Below are 25,171 nucleotides of genomic sequence, written 5' to 3' on the forward strand. Positions count from 1 at the left end.
GCTTCAAGAAAAAAAATTCTCGAAAAAACTTCGAGAATCATCTCACATGCTCATTTTCAAATTAAGCCTTTGGGAAACCAAATTTCTTAATGCGTCTACATTATGACCAATCACCAGTTTTTGCCCGTCTATGAGAATGGGCCTTCTTAATAACTTCGGTTCTTTTGTTAATAATTGGATTGCATCAGAAAGCATCATTTCGTCAATATTAACTTGTAAGTCTTTGTATGCTTCACTTCTTGTCGCTAAGACTTCATCAAGCCCTTCCGATGTCAATTCAAGAATTCTTTTTAACTCTGCTACAGTTGGAGTCTCTCTGAATAAATGTCGCTCATCGAAGGAAACTTGATTTGCCCTTAACCATTTTTTTGTTTTGCGGCAAGATGTACAACTTGGATACGAAAAGAAAGTTAACTGTGCCATACTAATCACTCCCCGTTCACAATTTGTATACATTAATAATCTATGTAATGATTGTATAATATTTGTACAATTATTGTATAGACATTCGCTTATCAATCCGCTTTATTTGTGAACATTTTTTAAACTAAAGGGAGTTTGCCCTTTCTCTTATTCCATTTTTTTCGGTCTGCATTATAATGGACATAGTTAAACTATGGAAACAGGGGGATGTAATGGAACAAACGTTAAAAATAACAAATGTGTTAGCTGATCCCACCAGATATTATATATATCAGCATATTGTGAACACGCATGGTGATGTATCGGTACAGCAAATCGCCGATTCTTTTAATATCCATCCAAATGTTGCCCGTCTGCATTTGTCAAAACTGGAGGATATCGATATGTTGACCTCGGATTCCCGAAAGACCGGGAAAGGCGGTCGTCCCAGCAGACTTTATCGATTATCTGATAAAGTCATTCAGCTTCATTTTCCATATAGGAACTATCAGCTGCTTTCAAGGATTGCCATACAGACGATGATGACATTAGGGGAACAAGGAAAACAGGCACTTTATGAAACGGGAAAAGTATTCGGGGAGGAATTGATCGATCAGCAACTAGCCCTGAATTCGACATCGATCGATCGACTTGGTTTTTGGGAAAAGGTCGACTTGCTTAAAAATGCGGCTACCATCGCAGGGTTATCCCCTGAAATACAAGCAAGCGAAGAAGAAAATAAAATATACTTCCGTATTTTCAATTGCCCGTTTAAGGAAGTTGCTGAAGTGGAGCCAAGAACAATTTGCTCCATGCACAATTCATTTTTAGAAGGTATGTTCGAAGCCTTGTTTGAGAATGTCGATATTGTGGAATTAGAAAATATGATGTCCAATTGTGCAACATGCTCATACCAGGCTTCGGTTCTCACATAGAAACAAAAGGCATCCTTTACATTACCTTACAATTTCATTTATAATTATTTAGAATGTACACGACTAGACATAAGGAGGGATTCGGGTGGAACGCATGTTCAGAGTATGTGGATTTTGGACAGGAATTATGGCAATTTTCTTTTATCTTGGCCATATGCATCAAACGTCTTTGCTTTTCTTTGCACAAACGATCTTTTTTGTACTTTTAAGTTATTTGAAATTATCTGAGCGCATGTATATCTATGTTTTCGGCGCCTATCTTACCGTTTTCTTTGCAGGATTTTCCTACTGGAGCGTATTCATGATGACTCCGGGTACTGCGCATTAAGAACAAGCAATATTACATAACCCATGAATTTTGATTCATGGGTTTTTACTTGTCACCATTCAGGAAAGATCCTCACACCTTCTGCTAAATTCTTTGATTGGAGCAACACTTTGAAATGTTCACTAAATCCCCCTGGAACGATTAGCCCCCGAATTGCCCGATTACGCTTTGCCGTTTTCGAGAATGGATCAGTTCCTTGATGGTCCTTCAATTCCTCCAGTATCCCTGCTTTAAGCAAGAATTCATTTTGAAGAAATAGCCCCTGATTGGAAAGTTCCTTTCTTTTTCCCATCTCGATTAATGTGTCAAAATGGATATGTGTCGTCAAATCCATATCACCAGGATACATAAGCGCATCTTTAATCATTTGATGCTGATAATAGCCCCTCAAGCTTCCTTGAAGATGAGCTGGCTCCTTCCATTCCCTATCGGTATAGCCATAATCAATCGTAAGGAGAATACCCGATTCGATACAGGAAACGATCTTCTCATATTCACGGACCATTTTTAGAGGAACTTCATATCGTTGTTTTTCATTTAAGGTGATAGTTCGTTCTGTAAGGTAAGATAGAATGTCAGGGTTGTCCAAAGGTTCCCTCACTTCTGCCAAATCGCCTTCCTTTTCAGTGACGAATACCTCTACAAGGGCTCCCTTATCCTTTTCAATGACATGTACAGGCAAGGCGTCGAAAAGTTCATTTGAAAAGACGATTCCATTTACATTCGTCCATTTTTCTAAACTGGCGGCAGAAACTGCCTGTTTGAACATCCCTATACGTTCTTGCTGAACCTTTCTATGAAATGGACTGCCATCCACAAGGATATAAGTCAGAGAGTCCCATATCTGCGGTTCCATTTCTTTTATGAAAACAAGGATGTCATAAGCCAGCTTACCGTCCCCTGCGCCGACCTCGATGATTCTTGGTGATACTCCGCACCTTTTTATCAAATAAACGAACCACCTGGCCAGTGATCTCCCGAATGCATCCCCAACATTGCCAGACGTATAAAAATCCCCTCTTGGGCCAATTTTCTCTTTTGCGCGTGCATAGTAGCCTATATTTGGCGTATATAAAACAGCATCCATATAGTCATGAAAGGAAATCCTTTTTTGGGGGCTTCCTGCAATCAATTCCTTCAAGTGATTTTTCAACACAACAGCCTCCGTCTCCATCATCTTTCATCATATTGAAAATTAAACTTTCCTTTTTCTTAATAAAACACATAAATAAGTTTTTTTATCGACAATCATACTCGAAAACAAATTTAAGGTTCACAAAATGTTCAATTTTCCATCTCCCGAGTGACACCATAAAAAAATGAATGCTTCCAGCAAATATGCACTCTTAATTCAGGGCAGAATCAGAAGAGTCATCCACACTAGGAAGACCACAGAAATTTCTTTAAGCCTTTTAACGTTTTTATCTTCAGTATAGTTGCGGAAATGACCCCTTTCAATATTTTCCCATTATAAAAATGCTAAAAATAAAACAGGTGCCATATGGCACCTGCAAGTCATCATCTCAAAAAGGGATTAGTATTCTTTTCATCCAAAATGGTCGTGACAGGCCCATGACCAGGAAAAACGATAGCATCATCAGAAAGTGTCAGCAGCTTCGTTTCAATGCTATTTAACAGCACTGCCTCGCTTCCCCCTATTAAATCGGTCCTGCCAACGCTTCCTTGGAACAAGACGTCCCCTGAAAAGAGGAAACGTTCTTCCTTCACATAATACGAAACGCTCCCTGGTGAGTGTCCGGGAGTTTCGAATACTTCGAAAGTGAATCCTCCAATAGTGAGTTCCTGCTCATTTGCCAGTATGTGATCGGCAGGCTTCATTCGCATCGGATTTTCAGGGAACCAGTTTTGGGATCCATTCAACGCGGGGTCAAGCAGCCATTTGGCCTCTTTTTCATGAATATATGCAGGTATCCCATAATGATCCCGAATAGCATCAAGAGCACCGATATGGTCAAAATGTGCATGTGTCAATAAAATCGCCAAAGGCTTTAAATTTTTTGTTTGTATGTACTGTATGATTTTCTGTGGCTCTTCACCCGGATCGAAAATGATGCAATCCTGTCCATCGGAAACTACATAACAATTCGTTTGCAGCGGGCCTAAAGGAATTTGTTTCCATTTCATTTCCATCAACTCCAATTATGATTTTCTATCTTCATCTTACACTAATTATGCTGCTAATGTTAATCCGGTTTACTCAAGTCATAGAAGTGTCACCTATTAAACCTCGACAAATAATTGAAAAAATATTAAGATATTAACAAATGCAATCTTTTCTACATATTTTTGGTAGTTGCTTTATTCTCTGGGTATATTATTAGGGATTAGGTACTCATTACGTAAAAAGGGGGTTTTGACATGATATTAATGGTTGTTTTCGGACTTGTGGCTATATTAGGAGTGGCAGCTGTGTTTACCTCATTAAAAAAGAGAAACTTCTTAGGATTCATTTTTGCAGCCGGCAGTGCAGTCGTGTTTGGCTGGTTCACTGTCATGACTATCATCAACAGCGGTTTTCCTGTTGCCCATTGAAGAAAAAAGCTCGCCATCCGGCGAGCTTTTGTTTTAGGTCATCATGTTTGTTTGAACAATCTTTGTATTTGATGGGTTTTCATATCAATGATTTTCTCAAATTGATATCCATATAAGCAGAAGTTGCCATCAAGCGAACAGCTTAATGGTTCATTTTCCATGTCCTTCATCAATTCTTCTTGTGTGCCTTTTTCCCAATTTAATTTAGTTAAGGTAAACCTTCCCTCATATTGGTCCGCATCTTTTGATTCATTAGGAATGAATGTTATGAATTCCTTGTTTTTTTCAATGAAATCATAGGATGGAATCACCCAATCTGAAAAGCTTTTCAATAGCGGCACGGAAAAAGAGTGGATCGGCTTGTTTGCTGAATCATAAAATGCATATGTACCCCGATCTCGTTTTTCTGTCTCCACTTGAATCGTCATCAGCGCTTGTTTCATTTTTTTAAAGTGAATGACATCGAGCATAAGACTGTCCGCTCCATCCCCATTCAGCGCTTTTCTTTCCAGGGGAGCCGTCAAAGCAGGTTCTTCCTTGTCCCAATCCAGAAACATCAATTCATTTTCACTTGCCCATTGAGCAAAGGGCTGCGGAAAGTCCAGAGTTTCCATAGTTTGTTCATCTGGGTTTAACACATAACTGCTGTAAGTCCAATCTTCATAAAAGCTCGATACAAACAACTGGCCATCTTTAAATGAATTCCACTCATAAGCTAATTCATAGGCAGGGATCGCCACGGAATACAATGGATTTCCCGTTTTATCGAGTATTGTGATGGATGCTTTATCCGAAGAAGTGAAGGACGATAACAAAATATGCGTACCAGACGGACTGATCGATACTTCAGAAAACGCAAAAGCCGGCTGATAGAAAACGGAAGTTTCATTCGTTTCCAAATTCCATGCCATCAACTGGGATAATTCATTACCATCCCGCTTCACAGAATATAAAATGGTTTTAGAATCCAGCCATCCAAAAATGGCTTCGATTTTTTCCGTTTCTGCAGTCGAGATCTTTAAATTGCTTACTGAAGTTTCCAGGTTTGATTGGGAATGTTCTTTTTCCGTATCATTTACGGGTTTACTAAGGTCCTTGGAAGGCTCACAAGCCGAGATAAGAAGGATAGTGGAGATAAATAATGGGACGAAACACAACATCTTACAAATGGAAAGCCGCATACAAAGTGCTGCTTTGGATACTTTAATCTCCACACACCTCCCACTTCAAAACTAAAACGCCTGGCATATGTGAGCGAGACATTAGAAAGAGAGTAAGGACTAACCAATCGAATCCTTACTCTCTTTCATTATAAAGTAAAAAAGAGAAAATGTGGCGGATAATGACCTTATATTTTTTTAGAAGTATATTCCTTATGGGAGCATCACATATATAGGCCTGCCATCAGAATCTTGACAGAATCTTCGTATATACCAGGCAAATGGGATAGCGGAAGCGGATTGATGCCCTTTCCCAGCTCGATTGTGAATCCGCCGCGTTTAAATTCCTGAATGAACCAATCTTTATACCCGGCATGACTGTCAACATATTGTACGGCCCGATATCCGCTGCGCTCCTCAAACTCCCTAGCAACATTCGCTGCCTGTTCAGGTTCATGGCCCTCATATCCCCAATAGAATTCTTTTCCCTGGGTGTGAAGTGCAAGCACTCTTTCAAAATTCCGCCTTATTGCCAGCTCCTTCATGGCCAATGCTTCTGGTTCTGATAACGGGGTATCTCCTGGAAAATCCCTCGGTGCAGGGGCTTTTGGAATCTTTCTGCGCTTTTCAATCTCCCAATTGGCAGGATATTGATTATTCAGGTCCACACCGCGGATATTTGCTTTCCAAGCATAAAAAGCAGGATTTCCATTATTTATTTTTAAAACATCAACCTGCCCCTCTGCCGCCTCCTCCCCCTTTAGGACAAGCTCGACTCCATCCGGATTCACCATTGGAACCATCGAAATGGTCATATCCCGATAGAAGGGCATACAATCCATTCCACATAGTGTACGATCATTCGTTACTGCCAGCAGAAGATCATTCAGCCATTTCATCAAAACCGCCGTAGTGATCCATTCATTAGCATGGAATGAACCGTTATAATGTATGACCCTTTCACCTTGACCGATTTTTACCTCAAGCAGTTCTTTTCCCAACACACTCCTCCCGATGGATTCAACCTTAATAAAGGGGTAATGAAAAGATAGAATATCAAGATCGTCAAGAAGTGATTGATATTCATAAGGCTTGTCGGTGACAATCATGGGATTCATCACCCGGACGGGTACGGAAAAAGGTTTTTTTCCATCTTGATTCAATAATGATATCCCATCGATGGGCAGGTGATATTGTAAAGCGATTTCGGCAAAATCGATATCTAACCGGGACTCTTCCTGAACAATGTACCCAGGTATTTGTACTTCCATGCCATTTGGCAAAACCTCGCCGGTAATGGCGGGATTGGCATCCTCAATCAAAACCCGGGGAATTTGGAACAATTGACTGTAATATGCCAAATCATCCCCGCTTCTGCTCACAACTTTCATTCAGCCTCCGCCCCTTTCATTGTTTTATCTTTATGAAGCGAAAAACAGAAAGATGTTCAGGAAGTCTCATGTGTTTCATAAATTGTAATGCTACTGATTTCCTGAAAAAACAAAAAAACCTGGATTGCGCCAGGTTTCCTTTTTCAATGTTGCTCATAAAATCGGAGCAAGTCCCCATAAATGATTTTGTCAGAGTACTCAAGCTCCTGCTTTGCCTTATCCAAATACTTTTCACATGAATCCTTTGCAGTCGCCGCTCCGGTCTTTTTATCATAACAGGTATCCATCGTATAGAGATAATCCTTTGTGATGAAACTGCTATCGCGAAGAACGGTGAATTCTAATTTCTCTTCAGAAAAAAGATCTTTGCCGAATTCGATATAATCATCATTTTCAATCCCCAATAAATGAAGGAGAGTCGGCCTTACATCAATTTGGCCGGAAACCGTGGAAATCGTTTTCCCCTCCTGCCCAGGGATATGTATGATGAGCGGGACACGCTGAAGTTGAATGGATTCAAAAGGCGTGATTTCCTTCCCAAGGAACTGGCTCATGGCAGAGTTGTGATTTTCCGAAATTCCATAATGGTCACCATAAAGTACAATAATGGAGTCCTCATATAATCCATCACGTTTCAAATCACCGATAAATTGTTCCAAGGCTTCGTCTGTATAACGTACGGTCGGAAAATACTGATTCAATGTTTTGGAATTCGAATCGTACGGTTCCAATGTCCGGTCCTCTTCATCCAAAGTGAATGGAAAATGATTGGTTAACGTTATGAACTTGGCATAAAAAGGCTCAGGCAACCGCTTCAAGTGAGAGATTGATTGCTTGAAGAACGATTTATCATTCAAACCCCAATTGATGGAATTCCCTTCAGAGACTTTGTATTCATCACTATCATAAAACCGTTGATACCCGAGAGAAGCGTACATTATGTCACGATTCCAAAAGCTTTTATTATTGGCATGGAAGGAAGACGTATTGTAACCTTTTTCGGTTAAGATTTCGGGGGTGGCTTTGTATTCATTTTGGGCATGAGTGAAAAATACTGCCCCCCTACCTAAAGGATAGAGGGAATTCTCAATAATGAATTCTGAATCGGATGTTTTCCCCTGGCCAGTTTGGTGATAAAAGTTATTGAAATAAAAGCTCTCTTTAATGAATTGGTTCAGAAAAGGAGTGATTTCTTCACCGTTGACCGTTTTATTGATGACAAAGCTTTGAGTGGATTCCAATGATACAAGGATCACATTTTTACCTTTTGCCAGACCATAAAGATCATCATTAACCTTTTTTTGATTGGCACGGACATAATTTTCAATTTCCGACAATTCACTGCCATCCGCAAGGGCCCGTTGAGCTGATGATTTCGTCTGTAATATTGCATCATAAAGGTGATAATGGTACGTACCTATATTCTTAACGAGGATTTCGCGGTCAAACGTTCTTGTCAGTAGTTCAGGACGCGCCGCTTCAGCTAAAGCCAAGTTGAAAAATGTCACTCCCAAAGCCATTAGCAAAAAGAATTTACGGTCCTGGGGATTGTATCGACATTCTTGGAATGTTTTTGGTATGTATTTCAGCAGAAGCATCAAGACCAGAATATCGGAAAAATACAAAAGGTCACTCGGATTGATCAATTCATGTACACTGCTTCCAAGATCGCTCATATTGCTCGTTTGAAAAAGAACGGGAATGGTTAAAAAGTCATTGAAAAAGCGAAAAAAAACAAGGTTGGCAAAAAGGACGCAGGTGATGAAAAAACTCATGATCAATAAGTATGCTGTCCTTCTATTTTCTTTTAAAAATATATTCACGCCAAGAGTAAGCAAAAGGAAACTGACAGGATTGATGAATAGTATGAACTCCTGGATCCAATTATCAATATCTATCTCAAAACTTGTTTTATAAGCAATATATGTTTTAAGCCAAAGTGAAATCAATACGACCCAAAACAATGAATATCCCTGTCTTTTGAAGACCCTAATCAATCCTGGTCCCTCCTCATCGAAAAAGCGCTGGAGCCATGATGCAGAGCGCCTCAATCATGGGTCATGGTTCCTCCCCCTATGCAAAAGCAGAACGATTGGCCCCCCAAAAACGGGGGATCTTTTTGAATATTCCATCTTTTTTCTTATAACCCTGTTTGCCACAGGGCAGCAAGGGATCACGTATTCAGTTGGCTTTTAATGAGCCAGGCTGCACCTATTACCCCTGCATCATTGCCTAGTGTGGCCAGGCTGATTTTCGTTGATTTACTAACCCGTTTGAATGCATACTTCCCGAAGGCAGAACGGACAGGTTCAAGCAAAATGTCTCCCGCTTGCGAAACGCCCCCACCAATGACGATTTTATCTGGATTCATGACATTTCCAACATGTGATAATGCAAGCCCCAAATAATTGCCTACCTTATTTACCACAGCTTTGGACAAAGGATCACCTGCTGCAGCGCATTGAAATAACAGTTTGGAAGTAACAGCATTTCCCTCTTCGACTTTCTGCTGAAGCATTGACTGTTCATCGGCGGTATTCAAGGCCTCTATAGCCATACGGACGATTCCCGTTGCCGAAGCAACCGTTTCCAAACAACCAGTCTTACCGCAATTGCATGGTGCCCCTCCGTCCGTTACGACCGTTATATGCCCTATTTCTCCAGCAGCCCCACTGGTACCATGGACAATTTGCCCATTATGGATGATCCCGCCGCCTACACCCGTTCCTAGAGTTACACAAACGAGGTCTTTGGCACCATTACCGGCACCTTTCCACATTTCTCCCAAAGCTGCCATATTGGCATCATTATCGATTACAGCCGGAAGAGATGTCTCCACCTCCAATAAATTTTTTAAAGGATAGTCCTTCCAGCCTAGATTGACGGCTTCATATATGGAACCGTTAACAAATTTCACAGGCCCGGGAGCACCCATTCCTATCCCTACTATCTTACTCTTCGGTTCATTAAGTTCCACGAGCTTCGCATCAATTGCTTTGGCTATGTTAATCGTAATGAATTTTCCCTTTTCGGAGATGTCCGTGCTGATTTCCCATTTATGAATGATCTCTCCGTATAAATTGATCAGAGCCAGTTTGGTAGTTGTACCGCCTAAATCCACACCCATCAGCCACTTTTCCATCATTCTCACCTTTTTTATCAATTTTTTTTCTGTTTTTCCCTTTCAAGAGACAATTGCTGCCTAATTAAAAGGATCGCCATTTGATAATCTTTCGTATCCATCATCTGCATACGGTGGATTTCCCTTATTTCGGCTTCCATCAGTTCAAGCTCGGCTAAGCGATCACCAATATAGATAAATGTACCAAATCTTTTCAAGTATTGTTGTAGATCATAATATGTTTTCATCGTAAACCTCTTTACTCTTTTCTATAGGAAAGTATATCGAATCAGCCTCTTTGTAACAAGCGCCCATTTCCCCTTTGATAATTTCCCCCATCCCCCCTCATACATGTCCAATTGTATTCATATGATGAAATATCAAGAATGTGGACTCTTTCGATTTGATGTAACAACTTAATGTTTTAATGCATTCATCACGCGTGAAAACGGAGGGGAAAAATGAAAGTACAATTGAAGTATACCGTCTTTTTGGTTTTAACCACCATATTTGTCATCCTTTATTTATCAAATCATAAACAGACAGAGGAAACCATCATTTTTTTTCCCATCGATTCCTCGCTCCATTTTGATCATGCCTCCACCCACCTGACACCGAAGGGTACCGGGGATTCCACCTATACCATCACTTGGAGGGTGGAGTCTTCTTTGGACCAGCCTGCTTACTTACGTCAGGACGTATCGCTTTTATACAAAAATGGAAAATTGGCAGGAGCTTTAAAAAATTGGCGCCAAAATAAACAAGAACTCTCTCAAAAAGCGAAATCTAAAGAATCCGAGAGCGGGCGTTATGAAGCGGTAACGTTTCATTATGCCGAGGTTCATCCGAGTGACACAATTTTCACCAGTGCCCAGCAGCTCAGTAAAGATAAACTTTATACAGTAACGACACCGGTTTTTCAATTTTTCCACCGTCCGCTTTCAGAAGAACAGGTTCAGTGGAAAAAAACGCTGGACGGCTTGACGGACCAAACGGTTCGAAATGGTTTGGAGAAAGCTGGTCAAGCTTTTCAGGTTAATCTGGAACAGTACAATATCATCTCTTTAACAGATCTGCCCTCAAAGAAAAATCAATGGCTTGCTGCATTCCCCCAATTCAAACGGGAGGAAATTGTGGGAAAACTATGGGAAGGACTTTACAAAAATTATGTGTTGGGAATAAAAAAGGAGGATGGATCCACTGTGAATCCACAAGGTAGCACCACCCCCCTATTGCTTATGGCGAAGAATCAAAGTGAAATACTTGTCTTGTTTACCCTGAAAGACGGTACCCCAATCATGCTGCGTCAAAAGTTATAGTTGCTTTTCAATTTCTGCCAGCAGTTTAGTGTATGACTTATTATCCGGGGCAAGCTCAATGGCCTTATCAGCTTGCTCCTTAGCTTGATCGAATGATTCGAGATTCAAGTAGACTAAGGCAAGATTGTAATGGGCTTCATGCAAATCCGGATTACTATCAATCGCTTTTTCATAATAATCCCTAGCTTTGAGTATGTCCTTTTTATCAAAAGATAAATTTCCCAGCATAAAAAGCGATAGCGGTGCTTCAGGATTTGCATCGACATACTTGAATAGCATTTCTTCCGCTTTGTCCTCTTCATCATCATCTATATACTTTTGGGCCAGCATGGCCATGGTATTATCATCTATAGCTGCACTTTCCTGATGATTGTAACCAAATTGCAGCAGGGCATAGGTCAGTATTACCGTCCCAATCAGAAAAGCCAGCTGTCGAAAGATATTCTTGGATTTTGGCAGATGGACCACTCCAGCAGCCAAGAACCCTCCAATCAAACCTCCGATATGCCCTGCATTATCGATTCCCGAAACGGTGAAACCATATATCAAGTTAATGATGATCAACACGATCACCGATGAGCCCATCGAGCGCATGAATAATTTTGGATAGACGATGCCAAAGTACAAAAGTGCCCCAAAACAGCCAAAAATGGCTCCGCTCGCTCCTGCGGAAAGATTAGGGGTCATGATGAAGCTGCCTAGAGTTCCAGCGAAACCAGCGAATATATAGATGATAAGGAACCTGGCATTACCGTATATCCTTTCAACTTCAGCACCGATCAAATACAATGAAAATGTATTCATCAGTAAATGAATGAACCCAATATGGACGATCATCGGTGTAAAGAACCGCCACCATTCCCCTTGTATGATATAAGGGGAAAATTTAGCGCCAAACTCGATCAAAGTTTTGGAATTGGTGCTGCCCCCATTAAACTCCATCAAGATGAACACAGCTAATTGTATCGCCATGAATATATATGTAAAGAATGGCTTATTGGCATTTTGAAATACTTTCTGCTCTGCCTTAGCCTTTTTGACTGACTCCGAGATGGCGGCCTTCTTTACTGCGAGAACCTTTTCCTCATCTATTTCATTTTCTTCAAGAACTTGAATTGAAAGTGGCTTTTTCAAAACATGTTCAAGGTTTTGCAACGAATCATGAAAGTTTTCGCACGTTAGAAGAAATGTGTTAACATTCGTTTTTTTAAAGGAAGCCATCCGTGAACTAAAGTCATGATCATCCACCGGGGCAAATTTACTAACATAGATACTTAATATGTTTATGGGTTTTTTGTATAATCTCCTTCTGATCCTTTCCCCATTCTGCAATGTCCGTTCAATGTCGCGTTTCAGCCAATTAGCCCAATCCAAATCATGTCGAATGAGTCTTATGACCGGAAACGCCTTATCCTTATCGCTCTCAAGCCAAATCTCCTGATGGTTTTCCGTGACAGTGATCATTCGATAATCATAATGGGCAGTCAATTCCCTTATGGTTTCCCAAAACAAATAATCCTCTTTAAATCCCAATGCCTTCCCCACTTTCCAATGAAACTTAAGCTTCTAAAATTCCTGTTTCTTTAATTAAAACTATAGACGAAATCATGTAAAAAGTAAAAAAGGAGACTGTTTAAAATTCACCCTCCCCTATCCTTATAAATAAAGGCTGTTTTCGCATACTTTGTTGCTATTTACCAAGTAAAGCGGTGTGGTTGATTTCCCCTCCAGATGCTCGCTTTCCGCGGGGCGGGCGGTGAGCCTCCTCGGCGTAAACGCCTGTGGGGTCTCACCTGTCCCGCTGCTCCCGCAGGAGTCTCGCACATCCGCTCCAATCAACCTTAAATCGTTTCGTTTTAAAACAACATTCTTTACAAAAAGAGCCTAAAGAAAAAAGGAACCCCTGATCAGGTTCCTTTTTAAGATGCCCGCATCTCATTTGGTCTGAGTGAACATGCTTTGCATCATTTTATCCCTGAACATTGGCATATCCAAGGATTTAGTCACTAGAAATCTTCTCAGCATGCCGTTGGACAGCGCAACATTTACCAGGCGGTACCGGTTTTGGTAACCTGCATAAACAACTAAACCAACCAAGAAGATTTGAATAATTAATCGAAGCATAACAATCCCTCCTATCAATAGTTTGATACAGGACAGGATTTTTATGAGCTAAAAGTGATATTTAAAAAACTTCTTCTTAATGGGCGTACGTGCGTATAACCCTGGATGGGGTAATGAGTTTGCCGACCGCTATATCATGTACCTCTATCGGGAGTTCATCCATTAATTGAAGCTCGTATGTAAGTGCCAATGTATCTCCCCGGTAATAGGATAGGAAACGGTCATAATAGCCCCCGCCAAAGCCTAGGCGATACCCTTCTTTGGTAAAAGCAAGACCTGGTACGATCATTGCATCCAATTCCTCTTTGCGAACCTTGGCTGTTTCAGCCACTGGTTCTAGCAATCCGTAATAAACAGACTCCAGCTGATTGAAGGACGAAATTTTTTTGAATTCCATTGTCTTTTTTTCAGGATCACATTTTGGTACAGCCACTTCTTTTCCTTCACTCCATGCTTGTTCGATGATCCGTACCGTTGGAACTTCAGGGGGAATGGAGATGGTAATGCCAATTGTTTCAGCTTTTTTCCATTCCTCCAGTGAAAATAAGTTTTCAGCGATTCTGTTCGATAGTTCTTCATGTTCCTCTTTAGTCAGCTCCATTAAACGGGACCTAACTTCTTGACGGAGCTTATTCTTGTTTTCTCTCATCTCTTCCGACTCCTTTAGTCTGCTTCTATCATTATCTCATAATATTTGTTCTTTTTCGAAAATACGGTGTCGGAAATCGCCGAATCATTAGTGCTTTCTGAAAAAATATTCACTAAAGGAAAGTGAGAAAGAAGGAAATAAAAAAAACAACAGGAAAAATCCTGTTGCTTACTTTGTTTCACGGTGAGTCGTGCTGCGTTTTTCCCTTGAGCAGTATTTTTTAAGCTCAAGACGGTCTGGATTGTTACGTTTATTTTTTTTAGAAATGTAGTTACGGTCTCCACATTCAGTGCAAGCTAATGTAATATTCACGCGCATTGTGTATTTCCCTCCAAACATATTGACATTTTCACATAGGACTTTTCTATAATATCATTATTCAATGTGAATTGCTAGTATGTTTTTTGGGAAATCCAACATTAACTTTTTGGATTTTTAATTGTTTACGTTTTGCATCGTCAGGAGGAGCTGATTATTTATAACTTTCGCTTCTTCTTTCGTTTCTGCATGAATGACCCAAGCCACAGCTTCCACACATTCTTTCGGTAAGATATCCGTCTCTAACGTAAACACGCTGGTAACTTCCCCTTTGGCAAGCGGTGAATAAGCCAGGATTCCTTCTTTCAATGATTTGAAGCACCCTTCTTGATAAAGGCTTCCCTTACCTTGGATGCAATATTGGGAGATGCTTTTTCCTTTCACCAATCCACCCAATAAGGCAATCGATTGAGGGGCTACATGTAAAATCGCCCGTTCATTCGGGCTGTAAAAGGCCACTGCCTGCCTCTCGAAAGCGTTTTCATAGTGAAAAAACACTTTAGGCCGCTTAGTCTCGAATGAGGTATTCCTAATCGTGAACTTCGAAAAGGTCACCTGCCCTTGGGTATATGTTTGTGAAAGTGTCCGGATCTCTCCATTAGGATGACTCATCATATCTTCCTCAGGATACCAATCAAAACTCTCATCCATCCATAGCCCAGCCTTTAATCCCTTACGAAATATATCCTGGTTATCCTGCGGCATATACGCGAATAGCGAATTCATAATAATCATCCCTTCCCCTTTATTTATCCTTATATATAACTTATCGTTAGGCGCTGACAGTGAAACAATCCACTTTAGAATCTGCACACCATTTTCTTATAGGCCAACTGATTTTTAACTATTCAAAATATTTTGTTTTTTCGATTTATTCTATCTTTATGTTAGCACTGAATTGGCTGATGGACAATAAACACTTTTTGTCGAATTTTATGTATGTTATCTCTCAAAGGGTTTTTTCCCATTTTAATACCTATTTTTTTTTCTTTAACGTCGGTCATAAGGCTTTTCGACAATGTTTTTAAAAATACAGACAATAAATGAAGTATACGGCCCACTTTGAATATGAAAATCTCCAATTTTTTAAAAATATGTGTTAAATTTCTTTTTTCATTAGCGATCGTTCTTCTCATCATTTCCTTTTTCGGTAAAGATAAAGTTGCCAAGTTAGAAGAAGATATAGAACTGATGACACTAACGTATATGCAGGATATCCACCAATTAAAGAAGAAGGTGAAGATTCTTGAAAAGGAATTCGTTATCCAGGACGACATTGTTCCCCCTATAAAGGATAAATCAACTGCCAATTCCAATGATATCGAACCCATTCATGAAATTCTAAAAAGCCAGGTTCTGTCTTTATATAGTCAAGGTCTTTCTTTGAAGCAGATCGCCAGACAATCCTCGTTAACGAAGGAACAGACCATTTCAGTGATCGAGCAACAAAGAGTGCGGGGTGAATGAAAATGAACAAAGCAAGACTGCAAGGTCTTTCCGCCGGTATCATTTTTACAACAACAATCTTTGCCGGCTTTTATTATGGCACCGGATTATCCGAAGGCACCACTCCTACTCCGGAGGAAGCTAAAGTGAACGCCCAACCAAAGGATCCGGATAAGGATTCAATGGAGAAAGAGGCTTCGAAAAAAGAGCCTTCCATCGTCACCTATTCAATTAAAGTGAAAACGAATATGACTACAACAGAAATTGCCGATAGCCTTTACAAGGAAAAAATCATCGATGATGCTGCTGAATTCGAAGCTTACATGGATGACCGGGATTTCTCAAAAAAAATACAAATCGGCGAGTTTGTTGTTACGAATAATATGACATATAGACAATTGGCCATTACTTTGACCCATTAATGAATAAGAGAGACTTTTAAATGGACGATGTCCGAGAAAAAGCCTCTCTTTTTTTAAATTGGGATGGTATCATTCATTCCTGCTGATATATCTCCCTCTTACCAGGAAGTAAATATTCTCTGCGATATTCGTTGTATGGTCCGCTGTCCTTTCCAAATATCGAGCAATTAAGGAAAGCTGTGTAACCTGCTGCAGGTTTTTTTCATCTGAAAGGCGAAGGAGACTTCGAATCATATCTCCATAAAAGCGATCAACCTCATCATCCATTTCAATGATTTCTCTTGAAAGAACAACATCTTCCTTCTCAAATGCTTCTATTGAAAGTTGAATCATTTTTAATGTAATATCATGCATCTGCTTTAAAGGTGTTAAAGGCAGAATGAATGGCTGGTCACCGATCCGGATGGATGCTTTAGCGATATTCACACCAAAGTCCGCCATCCTTTCAATATCCGAGGCGATTTTTATGGCAGCAATGATACGCCTTAAATCAATCGCAACCGGCTGTTGCTTAGCAATCAGTAAAATCGCAAAGTCATTGATTTCCTCTTCCAGTAAATCAGCTATTGTATCATCATCGATAACTTCAAGAGCATCATCTACATTATTGTTTTCTAATGCGGCATATGATTTTGATATGGCACCTGAAGCTAAATTAGCCAATTTCACGATTTTCTCCTGTAGCTCTTTCAATTGAAGCTCGAAATTTTCACGAACGATCATTTTCGCATCTCCCTTTCTCTTTAACCGAAGCGCCCGGTAATGTAATCTTCTGTTCTTTTATCATTCGGATTAGAGAAGATGGTGTTTGTATCAGAATATTCGATGACTTCCCCATTTAAGAAGAAGGCTGTTCTATCAGAGATACGTGCTGCCTGCTGCATGTTATGGGTAACGATGATGATGCTGAAATCCTTTTTCAGTTCTTGGACCAATTCTTCTATTTTCAAAGTGGATATCGGATCAAGGGCAGAAGTCGGCTCATCCATTAATATGACATCCGGTTCGATTGCCAAACATCTGGCAATACAAAGGCGCTGTTGCTGTCCACCCGAAAGTCCATATGCATTTTCATGAAGACGGTCTTTCACCTCATCCCAAATGGCTGCCCCTTTTAAACTCTTTTCAACGATCTCATCAAGAATTTTTTTATTTTTAATTCCATGGATTTTTGGTCCGTATACAACATTTTCATAAATTGATTTCGGGAAGGGATTAGGCTTTTGGAATACCATCCCCACCTGTGTCCGTAAATCTTCCACCTTATAGGACTGATCGAGGATATTCCTGTTCCTATATTTAATCTGTCCTGTCGTTTTCACATCTGGGACTAGTTCTATCATACGGTTCAATGTTTTGATGTATGTGGATTTCCCACATCCTGAAGGCCCGATGATGGCGGTCACTTCATTTTGATGCATATCCAGATTAATATTTTTCAAAGCATGGTTTTCTCCATACCATAAATTGAGATTGGATGTTTCATACACCTTTTCCTTCAAGGCAGCTGATCCGGCATTTTCGATCCCGATTGCCGGTGACTCTTTTTCTCTCGTTAAGGTCATATTCACGCTTCCTTCCTCCTATCAGTATCTTTTCTGGAATTTATTTCGAATTATAACCGCTATTGAATTCATGATTATTAACAGGATGAGTAATACGATGATTCCCGCGGCAGCAACCTGCTGGAATTCCTCCTGCGGACGAGATGTCCAATTATAGATTTGCATTGGCAGCACCGTAAATGTATCCATGAACGATTGTGGTAAAAAGGCGATGAACATTGGTATGCCAACCACCACCAATGGCGCCGTTTCACCGATTGCCCGTGACAAAGCAAGTATTCCTCCAGTTAAAATGCCAGGTACCGCAGCCGGCAGGACCACTTTCAATATGGTTTGCCACTTTGTTGCACCCATTCCAAATGAAGCTTCTCTTAAATCACGGGGTACGGCACGTATGGCCTCTTGGGCAGCTACTATGATGACCGGGAGAACGAGCAGGCTCATGGTCAAGCCTGCTGCCAATATGGACCGGTCCAAGGCTAGAGCACGAACGAAAACCGTTAAGCCCAGCAGTCCAAATACAATTGAGGGGACACCTGCCAGATTGGAAATATTCACTTTGATAAAAGTGGTGATCCAATTCTTCCTGGCATATTCCTCTAAATAAATGGCCGTTCCAACACCAAGCAGCAGGGAAACTGGAGCCACCACTACCATCAACCATATTGAACCGATCAGTGCCGCTTTTATACCAGCCTCTTCAGGTTTCCTTGAAGCGAAATTCTGAAGGAAATCCCCATTCAGACTGCCAATTCCTTGAGTGAATATCCGATAAAATAAGATGGCCAATACGAGGAGGCCAACCAATGTTGCCAAGAAGAATAATCCTTTAAAAATCGTGTTAACAGCCAGCCTAGCAGGCATTTTTTTTGCAACATGACTTTTGTTTATCAGTTTCATGTCTTAATATTCCTCCCTGAACTTGCGAGAGATGAACTGCGCCAGTAAATTCATGACAAGCGTAAAGACGAACAGTGTCATTCCAACCGCATATATGCTGTAGTAAATCGTTGTCCCGTATCCTGCATCCCCCGAACTGACCTGAACGATATAAGCGGTCATCGTTTGAATCGATGAAGTGACATCCATGCTCATATTTGGTGTCGAGCCACCGGCAACGCTCACAATCATGGTTTCCCCGATCGCTCTTGATAAAGCAAGGACGATGGATGCCACAATTCCTGAAATGGCTGCTGGCAATACCACTTTAATTGTCGTTTCGAGTTTCGTTGCTCCTAAAGCATACGCACCTTCGCGAATCGACTTAGGTACCGATACAAGGGCATCTTCCGACAATGAGGCTATCATCGGCATGATCATGATACCTACAACGATTCCTGGACTCAGGGCATTGAACATGTCAAGGGAAGGAAATAAATCACGCAAAACCGGTGTTACAAAAGTTAAGGCAAAAAAGCCGTAAACGATAGTAGGAATCCCAGCTAAAACTTCTAAAATCGGCTTGATGATTCTCCGTGTTTTCTCTGATGCATATTCACTCAAGAAAATGGCTGTTGCAAGTCCTACCGGAACTGCAACCACCGCTGCTATGACTGTTATCTTCAACGTTCCAACGATAAGAGGCATAATCCCAAAGGAAGGTGTAGATGCAAATGGCAGCCATTTAGCTTCCGTAAAAAATTCGACGATGGAAACTCTGTCAAAAAAGATGAATGTTTCAAATATAAGGGTCAGTATGATCCCGATTGTAGTAAAAACGGAAATTGCCGCCGTAAGGAACAAAAGCTTAGGTATGACTTTTTCCATATTGATTTTTTTCTTACTTTTCTTTTCCAGAATCATTTGCTGTACAGAATAGGTTTCTGTTTTTCTAAGTTCCAACTTGCATCCTCCATTTCAGACACGCAATATTTGGATTTACAAGCTGTTACCCCCGCCTTAATCGAGTCAAGGCGGGATTTCAATAGCCTGTAATATCGTTTATTTTTCCAGTTCTTTTAATTTATCAAGATCTTTCTGGTACTCTTCTTCAGGCAGGCTGATATAACCCACTTCTTCTGCAAGCTCTCCTGCATTCTCAATGACGAATTGAGTATAATCTGCAACTTGTTCTTTTTCAGCTACCGACTTATTAGCTACATATGTGTAAAGTGGACGTGATAATGGTGCATACTCCCCACTTTTAATCGTTTCATGCGTTGGCTCAACAGCACCTTTGCCGTTGTCGATGGAAATGATCTTTAACTTATCCTTATTTTCAGCATAGTAGGCATAACCGAAAAATCCGATCGCATTTTTATCACCTTCTACACCTTGTACAAGAACGTTATCATCTTCTGAAAGCGTAGCATTTTCCACCATCGGTTTTTCTTCAAGGATCACTTCATTGAAATAATCATATGTTCCTGAATCTGTTCCCGGAGAGTAGAATTTAATTTCTTCGTTCGGCCATTCAGGACGTATATCAGACCATTTCTTCACCTTTCCATTATCAACCCACAGTTTTTGAAGTTCTTCGACTGTTAGTGAATCGATGAATTCATTATCTTTATTGGCGACGATTGATATCCCGTCAAATGCCAGTTTCAATTCTGTATATTTAACTCCCTTTTCATCAAGTAAGGCACTTTCTTCTTCTTTCACCGGGCGGGATGCATTGGCTAGGTCCGTATCACCAGCGATGAATTTCTTGAATCCCCCACCTGTTCCTGACGATCCCACTGAAACCTTCACATCAGGCTGTGTACCCATATATTCTTCTGCAACTGCCTCCATGATTGGAAAGACCGTTGAAGAACCATCCGTAATAACTTCCCCCTTGAGTTGATCTGAAGCCGCTTCATTTCCTTTACCGCTGTTTGAAGTATCATTTGATCCACATCCAGCTGCCACTGCGATTACTCCACCCATTACTGCGGTCATAGCCATAAATTTGAAACGTCTCATTTGTAAATCCCCCTAAGAATTTTATATGAATATTTTGTCCTACTCTCACATCATACTTTCAGACTGTAAATTCCGTTTAAAGCATTTGTAAATGTTCAGTAAATAATTGTGTGTTATTTGTAAAGACGAAAGAACTGTCCTGATCTCGTTCTTAAAACACAAAAAAAACACGTTTTCGGTTTTACTCGAAAACGTGTTTTAACCTTTTATTCATTTTCCTGGCTTTCCCTAACTTCAGCCTGGTCCTTTTGAACGTCTTTACCATTCTCCACTTTCAAATCAGTCGAGGTTTCGGTATTTTCCTTTTCCTTCTCAGCCCGTTCTTTTTTCAGTTCGAAATAAGTATCCATAATTTCTTCACCTATCTCTTTACTCATGCTGTGGCCTGAATGTCCTTGGTATGCCCACGGAACAACGACCGCAAAAGCGACCTCCGGATTTTTAGCTGGGGCATAACCAACAAGCGTGATGTTCATCGTTTCTTGGGGCTCACTATAATCCATCCGGTTCGGACCGTCATAGAATGCTTCCGCCGTCCCGGTTTTAGCTGCCACTGTATACGATTTATTCCCAAAATAGGTATAAGCCGTTCCGCCTTGTTCCATCGCAACTTTATCGAAACCGCTCTGAACACGTTCAATCCACTCTTCCTTCATATCAAGACGATTAAGGACAGTCGGTGAAACGTCTTCGGCAACAGGTCCCAATTCCTCATTATTATCAACCGGATCGCGGATTTCCTTAACCATATGCGGCTTCATGCGGTTACCGCCATTCGCAATGGTTGATACATATTGCACGAGCTGCATTGGTGTGTACGTATCATACTGTCCGATAGCAAGGTCAAGCAGCTTACCTGGAGATGTTTCGGAACCTTTGAATCCGCTCATTTCATTCGGGAGATCAATTCCCGTGCGGACACCCAAGCCAAACTGGGCAAATGAATTCCGCATGGTCGAAAAGGCGCTTGAACTAATGTTCAACGGTTCATTCGGCACATAATGCGCACCTGCAATATTAATTGCCGTTCTGAACATATAAACGTTCGAAGATACTTTCAATGCGGTCAAATCATTTATGTTCCCGAAGTCACTATATGAACCTTTGGCCGGTGTACCTTTGATTTTCAACTTCGTATCATAAAAGTACGTACCCGGCTGGATCGCACCCTGCTGATAACCGGTTAAAACGGTAGCCCCTTTAACGGCAGAACCCATCGTATAGGAAGTCGTGATATTTCCCAATGCAAAGTCCTCAATCGAGGATTTTCCTGTTTTTGGGTCCTTCTCATATTTCTTGCCAGCCATCGTTAATACTTCCCCTGTATCGGGATCCATCATGACGACAAAGGCTCTGTCCAAGAATTTAGTGTTACCCATTTTTTTCTTGGCAATCAATTGCTTTTCAATGATTTCTTCTGTTGCAAGCTGTAAATCCATATCAACTGTCAATATAAGATCTTTTCCTCGCGAACCTTCAGTAATCACTTCGGAATCGACGACATTTCCTGATTTATCGGTCACATTCCTTACTTTCGCTTTCTGCCCTTGGAGGATATCTTCATATTGCGCCTCAATATAACTCTTACCTACACGGTCATTCCGGCTGTAATCACGTGCAAGGTAGTAGTTCAAGCTTTCACTGGGCAAACCTTCTTCAGATGAGGAAACTTTACCCAATACAGATTTAAGTGTTTTATTATATGTATAAAAACGATCCCAATCTGTAGATACATCGACCCCTGGAAGAGAATCAAGGTTTTCACTCACCTTGGCGAATTCTTCTTTTGTTACTTTCTTGTTTTTCACAATTTGCGGGGTAAGGGCATATCCGCTTGCAAATTCCCTGTAGATGGCAAGGACTTCCAGATCTTTTTTCGAAAGCTTCATTTCATCTAAAGTTATCCGATCAAGCTGAAGCTTATACAAATCACTTTCTTCCATCTCGCCCTCTGCCACTTTTTTCCGTTCTTTATCCGTAATCTTTTTCTCGGCCAGCTTTGGATTTTTCAAAATCCAAAAATCCTTTTTATCGCGCTCAGTCACTTTGTTTGTTTCCTTATCGATCAACTTCGCGAGTTTCTCAGCCGTTTCCACCATTTCCGTTTGTTTCGTACCTTGCTTTCGTGTATATGTAATTGCATCCAGTGGTTGGTTGTCGACCATCAATTTTAAATTCCGGTCATACATTTTCCCACGGGGCACCGAATTATTCACGGTCACTTCCTCTGTTCTTTCAATCTCACGCCGGTAATCATCACCATAAACAATCTGTACAACACCCAAGCGTAAAATTAAAGCGGAAAACAAAACAAACACTAAAAAGAAAAGAATATTCAATCTGAAAGGCACATGCGTCTTTTTCTTTTTCTTTTTATTCACACTAAGCCACACATCCTTTTTACATAGTCATAATAGGTCCTATACTATTCTATAGAACATTTATATTTTTTTCTACCTTAGTGTTCTAGAAATATTAAACATCTGACGAACTTTACATAAAAAGTGACTTACGGCTCATAAATTTTAAAACCGTAAGTCATGTATATTGAAAAGAGGCCTCTAAGGCCTCTTTTCAATCTTGGTCAATGATATCGATTTTCCGTACAAACCAATATATCACGGTATGCCCTGCACCGACGATTAACAGATAAATCGGCAGTAATTGCTTTAGGTCGAATAACATGACAGAAAGTATGAATCCTGATATGGATACAATCCTTCCAATATGAACGAACAGTTCCCTGACAACGATATATTCAATCCTCATTTCCGCTGCTTTCCAAGCGCGGCCTATAATGTCATAAGTCAATGATATATAAGGGACCAAAAGAATAGGATAAGCGGTAGCGACAATTGCCCCATAAATGAGAAGCTTCCCGAAAGTGATATCAAATGCAATCAATAAGACACCTGCATACAACAGGATTCCTCCAATAAGAATTGCTTTTTTTCGCATCGGCTGCTTTATATACCGTGAAGCAAAAAAATACGCAACGAATGATATGGCCGAATTTAACAGACCATAGCTCCCTAATGCAAGTTCACTATCCGTCTGAATGAAAACGGTAATCGAAATGATGAACATGAATGTGCCCTCTCGTATCCCTTGAAAAAAGTGAGCACGAGTAATTAAGAGCCAATTCCGATTATTTTTCCGTTCCTGCAATATCCGAAGGAAACAGTATCTGCCATGCGCTGGACGTCTTTTTAACGAAAAACTAAGAAACACCGCAACGGAAAACAATAGCAAAGACAATCCGAATACAATGGAATAACCCGTGAATTTTTCTAGCCTCGAAATGATGAACCCTGAAAGAATCGGACCGACCATGCCCCCAAGTGATGATAAAATCCCTAAAAAACCATTGAAGAAATCCCTTGTTTCCGGTTCAGTTATCTCAAAAGTCAATACATTATAGGCAAGCCAATAAAACCCATAACCGATTCCTAACAGTCCTCCAAGCAACCAAAGGAAATCCGTAGCCCGTGTGCCGACCAATAGGACCGATAAATAAAATAGGGCCAAAAAGATAACACCCAGACGCAAAACAATGATTCGATCAACCTTTTTCGCCAGCCTGCCAGCAAAGACAAAAGTAAGCGGTTGAAAAAGCACCACGGTTAGATTATATACGGCAATATCAACTATTTGACCGGATTGTTTCCACAAGTACACATTAACGAATGTATTGGATAAAGCAATACTTAGGCTGTACAGCCCGCCAATAAACAAAAGGAGGTGCAAATCCTTCTTCCCCCCCGCTTCACCCAACCATCTCTCTAAAATACCCATTGTTTTAACTCTCCTTTAAATTCCACTCTAGTGTTTGAAAAAACAAAAGAATTTATGTAAAAAAAGGTAAAGAAAACTCTTCGATTGGCGAAGACAGAGAAGTAGTTGCCCTTACACTGTTTTCCTTACAGGCCTTTTCTCTTAAATCAAGAACAGTGTAAAGAAAACTCTTCGATTGGCGAAGACAGAGAAGTAGTTGCCCTTACACTGTTTTCCTAAAAGGCTTTTTCTCTTAAATCAAGAACAGTGTAAAGAAAACTCTTCGATTGGCGAAGACAGAGAAGTAGTTGCCCTTACACTGTTTTCCTTACAGGCCTTTTCTCTTAAATCAAGAACAGTGTAAAGAAAACTCTTCGATTGGCGAAGACAGAGAAGTAGTTGCCCTTACACTGTTTTCCTTACAGGCCTTTTCTCTTAAATCAAGAACAGTGTAAAGAAAACTCTTCGATTGGCGAAGACAGAGAAGTAGTTGCCCTTACACTGTTTTCCTTACAGGCCTTTTCTCTTAAATCAAGAACAGTGTAAAGAAAACTCTTCGATTGGCGAAGACAGAGAAGTAGTTGCCCTTACACTGTTTTCCTAAAAGGCTTTTTCTCTTAAATCAAGAACAGTGTAAAGAAAACTCTTCGATTGGCGAAGACAGAGAAGTAGTTGCCCTTACACTGTTTTCCCTAAAGGTTTTTTCTCTTAAATCAAGAACAGTGTAAAGAAAACTCTTCGATTGGCGGAGACAGAG

26 protein-coding genes are annotated in these 25,171 nt (G+C 40.5%); 6 read left to right on the forward strand and 20 right to left on the reverse strand.

Annotation, left to right across the window (positions count from 1 at the left end; genetic code table 11):
* Positions 1–42: 42 nt before the first annotated feature.
* Complete coding sequence (locus tag QNH43_RS18160) at positions 43–423, reverse strand: Spx/MgsR family RNA polymerase-binding regulatory protein (protein ID WP_283915165.1); 381 nt, start codon at positions 421–423, stop codon at positions 43–45.
* Between the two features lie 212 nt (positions 424–635).
* On the opposite strand from QNH43_RS18160, the gene QNH43_RS18165 reads away from it, so the two are divergent.
* Together QNH43_RS18165 and QNH43_RS18170 are read left to right on the forward strand one after the other, a co-directional pair.
* Positions 636–1,337, forward strand: a complete 702-nt coding sequence (locus tag QNH43_RS18165) for a helix-turn-helix transcriptional regulator (protein ID WP_283915166.1) — start codon at positions 636–638, stop codon at positions 1,335–1,337.
* An 85-nt stretch (positions 1,338–1,422) separates the two neighbouring features.
* Entirely contained in the window at positions 1,423–1,665 is a 243-nt protein-coding gene (locus QNH43_RS18170; protein ID WP_076365317.1) for a DUF2626 domain-containing protein, read from the forward strand.
* A gap of 52 nt (positions 1,666–1,717) precedes the next feature.
* Here the strand turns inward: QNH43_RS18170 and QNH43_RS18175 are convergent, their stop codons facing one another.
* Both QNH43_RS18175 and QNH43_RS18180 read right to left on the reverse strand, forming a co-directional pair.
* Positions 1,718–2,818 carry a class I SAM-dependent methyltransferase gene (locus QNH43_RS18175; protein WP_283915167.1) on the reverse strand — a complete coding sequence of 367 codons (1,101 nt, stop codon included), beginning with the start codon at positions 2,816–2,818 and terminating at the stop codon, positions 1,718–1,720.
* A gap of 365 nt (positions 2,819–3,183) precedes the next feature.
* On the reverse strand, positions 3,184–3,810 hold the full coding sequence (locus QNH43_RS18180; protein ID WP_076365315.1) for an MBL fold metallo-hydrolase: 627 nt from the start codon (positions 3,808–3,810) through the stop codon (positions 3,184–3,186).
* Positions 3,811–4,044: 234 nt separating this feature from the next.
* On the opposite strand from QNH43_RS18180, the gene QNH43_RS18185 reads away from it, so the two are divergent.
* Entirely contained in the window at positions 4,045–4,218 is a 174-nt protein-coding gene (locus QNH43_RS18185; RefSeq protein WP_064505148.1) for a DUF2759 domain-containing protein, read from the forward strand.
* Positions 4,219–4,259: 41 nt separating this feature from the next.
* Here the strand turns inward: QNH43_RS18185 and QNH43_RS18190 are convergent, their stop codons facing one another.
* From QNH43_RS18190 to QNH43_RS18210, 5 genes are all read right to left on the reverse strand, one after another.
* Positions 4,260–5,432, reverse strand: a complete 1,173-nt coding sequence (locus tag QNH43_RS18190; protein WP_283915168.1) for a YqgU-like beta propeller domain-containing protein — start codon at positions 5,430–5,432, stop codon at positions 4,260–4,262.
* A 170-nt stretch (positions 5,433–5,602) separates the two neighbouring features.
* On the reverse strand, positions 5,603–6,769 hold the full coding sequence (locus QNH43_RS18195) for a M14 family metallopeptidase (protein ID WP_283915169.1): 1,167 nt from the start codon (positions 6,767–6,769) through the stop codon (positions 5,603–5,605).
* Between the two features lie 143 nt (positions 6,770–6,912).
* Positions 6,913–8,763 (reverse strand): LTA synthase family protein, encoded by a 1,851-nt coding sequence (locus QNH43_RS18200; RefSeq protein ID WP_283918395.1) that lies wholly within the window; start codon positions 8,761–8,763, stop codon positions 6,913–6,915.
* Between the two features lie 179 nt (positions 8,764–8,942).
* On the reverse strand, positions 8,943–9,914 hold the full coding sequence (locus tag QNH43_RS18205) for an ROK family glucokinase (RefSeq protein ID WP_283915170.1): 972 nt from the start codon (positions 9,912–9,914) through the stop codon (positions 8,943–8,945).
* A 14-nt stretch (positions 9,915–9,928) separates the two neighbouring features.
* Positions 9,929–10,138 carry a YqgQ family protein gene (locus QNH43_RS18210; RefSeq protein ID WP_076365307.1) on the reverse strand — a complete coding sequence of 70 codons (210 nt, stop codon included), beginning with the start codon at positions 10,136–10,138 and terminating at the stop codon, positions 9,929–9,931.
* Positions 10,139–10,351: 213 nt separating this feature from the next.
* On the opposite strand from QNH43_RS18210, the gene QNH43_RS18215 reads away from it, so the two are divergent.
* Positions 10,352–11,209, forward strand: coding sequence for a hypothetical protein (locus tag QNH43_RS18215; RefSeq protein ID WP_283915171.1), 858 nt, complete (start codon positions 10,352–10,354; stop codon positions 11,207–11,209).
* On the opposite strand, the gene QNH43_RS18220 is transcribed toward QNH43_RS18215, so the two are convergent.
* The 5 genes from QNH43_RS18220 to QNH43_RS18240 form a co-directional block, all read right to left on the reverse strand.
* Positions 11,204–12,742 (reverse strand): rhomboid family intramembrane serine protease, encoded by a 1,539-nt coding sequence (locus QNH43_RS18220; RefSeq protein WP_283915172.1) that lies wholly within the window; start codon positions 12,740–12,742, stop codon positions 11,204–11,206. The two genes, QNH43_RS18215 and QNH43_RS18220, sit on opposite strands and share 6 nt — an antisense overlap.
* Before the next feature lie 402 nt (positions 12,743–13,144).
* Entirely contained in the window at positions 13,145–13,333 is a 189-nt protein-coding gene (locus QNH43_RS18225; protein WP_076365303.1) for a hypothetical protein, read from the reverse strand.
* A gap of 76 nt (positions 13,334–13,409) precedes the next feature.
* Positions 13,410–13,982: a 5-formyltetrahydrofolate cyclo-ligase gene (locus QNH43_RS18230; RefSeq protein ID WP_283915173.1), complete on the reverse strand. Its 573-nt coding sequence runs from the start codon at positions 13,980–13,982 to the stop codon at positions 13,410–13,412.
* Between the two features lie 168 nt (positions 13,983–14,150).
* On the reverse strand, positions 14,151–14,300 hold the full coding sequence (gene rpmG / locus QNH43_RS18235; RefSeq protein ID WP_028391797.1) for a 50S ribosomal protein L33: 150 nt from the start codon (positions 14,298–14,300) through the stop codon (positions 14,151–14,153).
* 117 nt (positions 14,301–14,417) lie between these two features.
* Positions 14,418–15,026: a hypothetical protein gene (locus tag QNH43_RS18240; RefSeq protein ID WP_283915174.1), complete on the reverse strand. Its 609-nt coding sequence runs from the start codon at positions 15,024–15,026 to the stop codon at positions 14,418–14,420.
* 336 nt (positions 15,027–15,362) lie between these two features.
* Here QNH43_RS18240 and QNH43_RS18245 point away from each other — a divergent pair, with 336 nt between their 5' ends.
* Both QNH43_RS18245 and QNH43_RS18250 read left to right on the forward strand, forming a co-directional pair.
* On the forward strand, positions 15,363–15,767 hold the full coding sequence (locus QNH43_RS18245; protein ID WP_283915175.1) for a hypothetical protein: 405 nt from the start codon (positions 15,363–15,365) through the stop codon (positions 15,765–15,767).
* A 2-nt stretch (positions 15,768–15,769) separates the two neighbouring features.
* Positions 15,770–16,168, forward strand: a complete 399-nt coding sequence (locus tag QNH43_RS18250; protein ID WP_283915176.1) for a hypothetical protein — start codon at positions 15,770–15,772, stop codon at positions 16,166–16,168.
* Positions 16,169–16,237: 69 nt separating this feature from the next.
* On the opposite strand, the gene phoU is transcribed toward QNH43_RS18250, so the two are convergent.
* The 7 genes from phoU to QNH43_RS18285 all read right to left on the reverse strand — a co-directional run bounded on the left by phoU (position 16,238) and on the right by QNH43_RS18285 (position 24,435).
* The gene (gene phoU / locus QNH43_RS18255; protein WP_192205541.1) at positions 16,238–16,891 is read right to left on the reverse strand and encodes a phosphate signaling complex protein PhoU; all 654 of its coding nucleotides are present in this window, start codon (positions 16,889–16,891) and stop codon (positions 16,238–16,240) included.
* Positions 16,892–16,911: 20 nt separating this feature from the next.
* Entirely contained in the window at positions 16,912–17,733 is an 822-nt protein-coding gene (gene pstB, locus QNH43_RS18260) for a phosphate ABC transporter ATP-binding protein PstB (protein WP_283918396.1), read from the reverse strand.
* A gap of 21 nt (positions 17,734–17,754) precedes the next feature.
* The gene (pstA, locus tag QNH43_RS18265) at positions 17,755–18,633 is read right to left on the reverse strand and encodes a phosphate ABC transporter permease PstA (RefSeq protein WP_076365291.1); all 879 of its coding nucleotides are present in this window, start codon (positions 18,631–18,633) and stop codon (positions 17,755–17,757) included.
* 3 nt (positions 18,634–18,636) lie between these two features.
* A complete protein-coding gene (pstC, locus tag QNH43_RS18270) occupies positions 18,637–19,536 on the reverse strand; it encodes a phosphate ABC transporter permease subunit PstC (RefSeq protein WP_076366295.1) in 900 nt (299 codons plus the stop codon).
* A 138-nt stretch (positions 19,537–19,674) separates the two neighbouring features.
* Positions 19,675–20,640, reverse strand: a complete 966-nt coding sequence (locus QNH43_RS18275; protein ID WP_283915177.1) for a PstS family phosphate ABC transporter substrate-binding protein — start codon at positions 20,638–20,640, stop codon at positions 19,675–19,677.
* A gap of 206 nt (positions 20,641–20,846) precedes the next feature.
* Complete coding sequence (locus tag QNH43_RS18280; RefSeq protein WP_283915178.1) at positions 20,847–23,021, reverse strand: peptidoglycan D,D-transpeptidase FtsI family protein; 2,175 nt, start codon at positions 23,019–23,021, stop codon at positions 20,847–20,849.
* A 193-nt stretch (positions 23,022–23,214) separates the two neighbouring features.
* Positions 23,215–24,435 carry an MFS transporter gene (locus QNH43_RS18285; RefSeq protein WP_076365285.1) on the reverse strand — a complete coding sequence of 407 codons (1,221 nt, stop codon included), beginning with the start codon at positions 24,433–24,435 and terminating at the stop codon, positions 23,215–23,217.
* Between the last annotated feature and the right edge of the window lie 736 nt (positions 24,436–25,171).

It is taken from the genome of Peribacillus simplex (assembly GCF_030123325.1).
Taxonomy (GTDB): domain Bacteria; phylum Bacillota; class Bacilli; order Bacillales; family DSM-1321; genus Peribacillus; species Peribacillus simplex_D.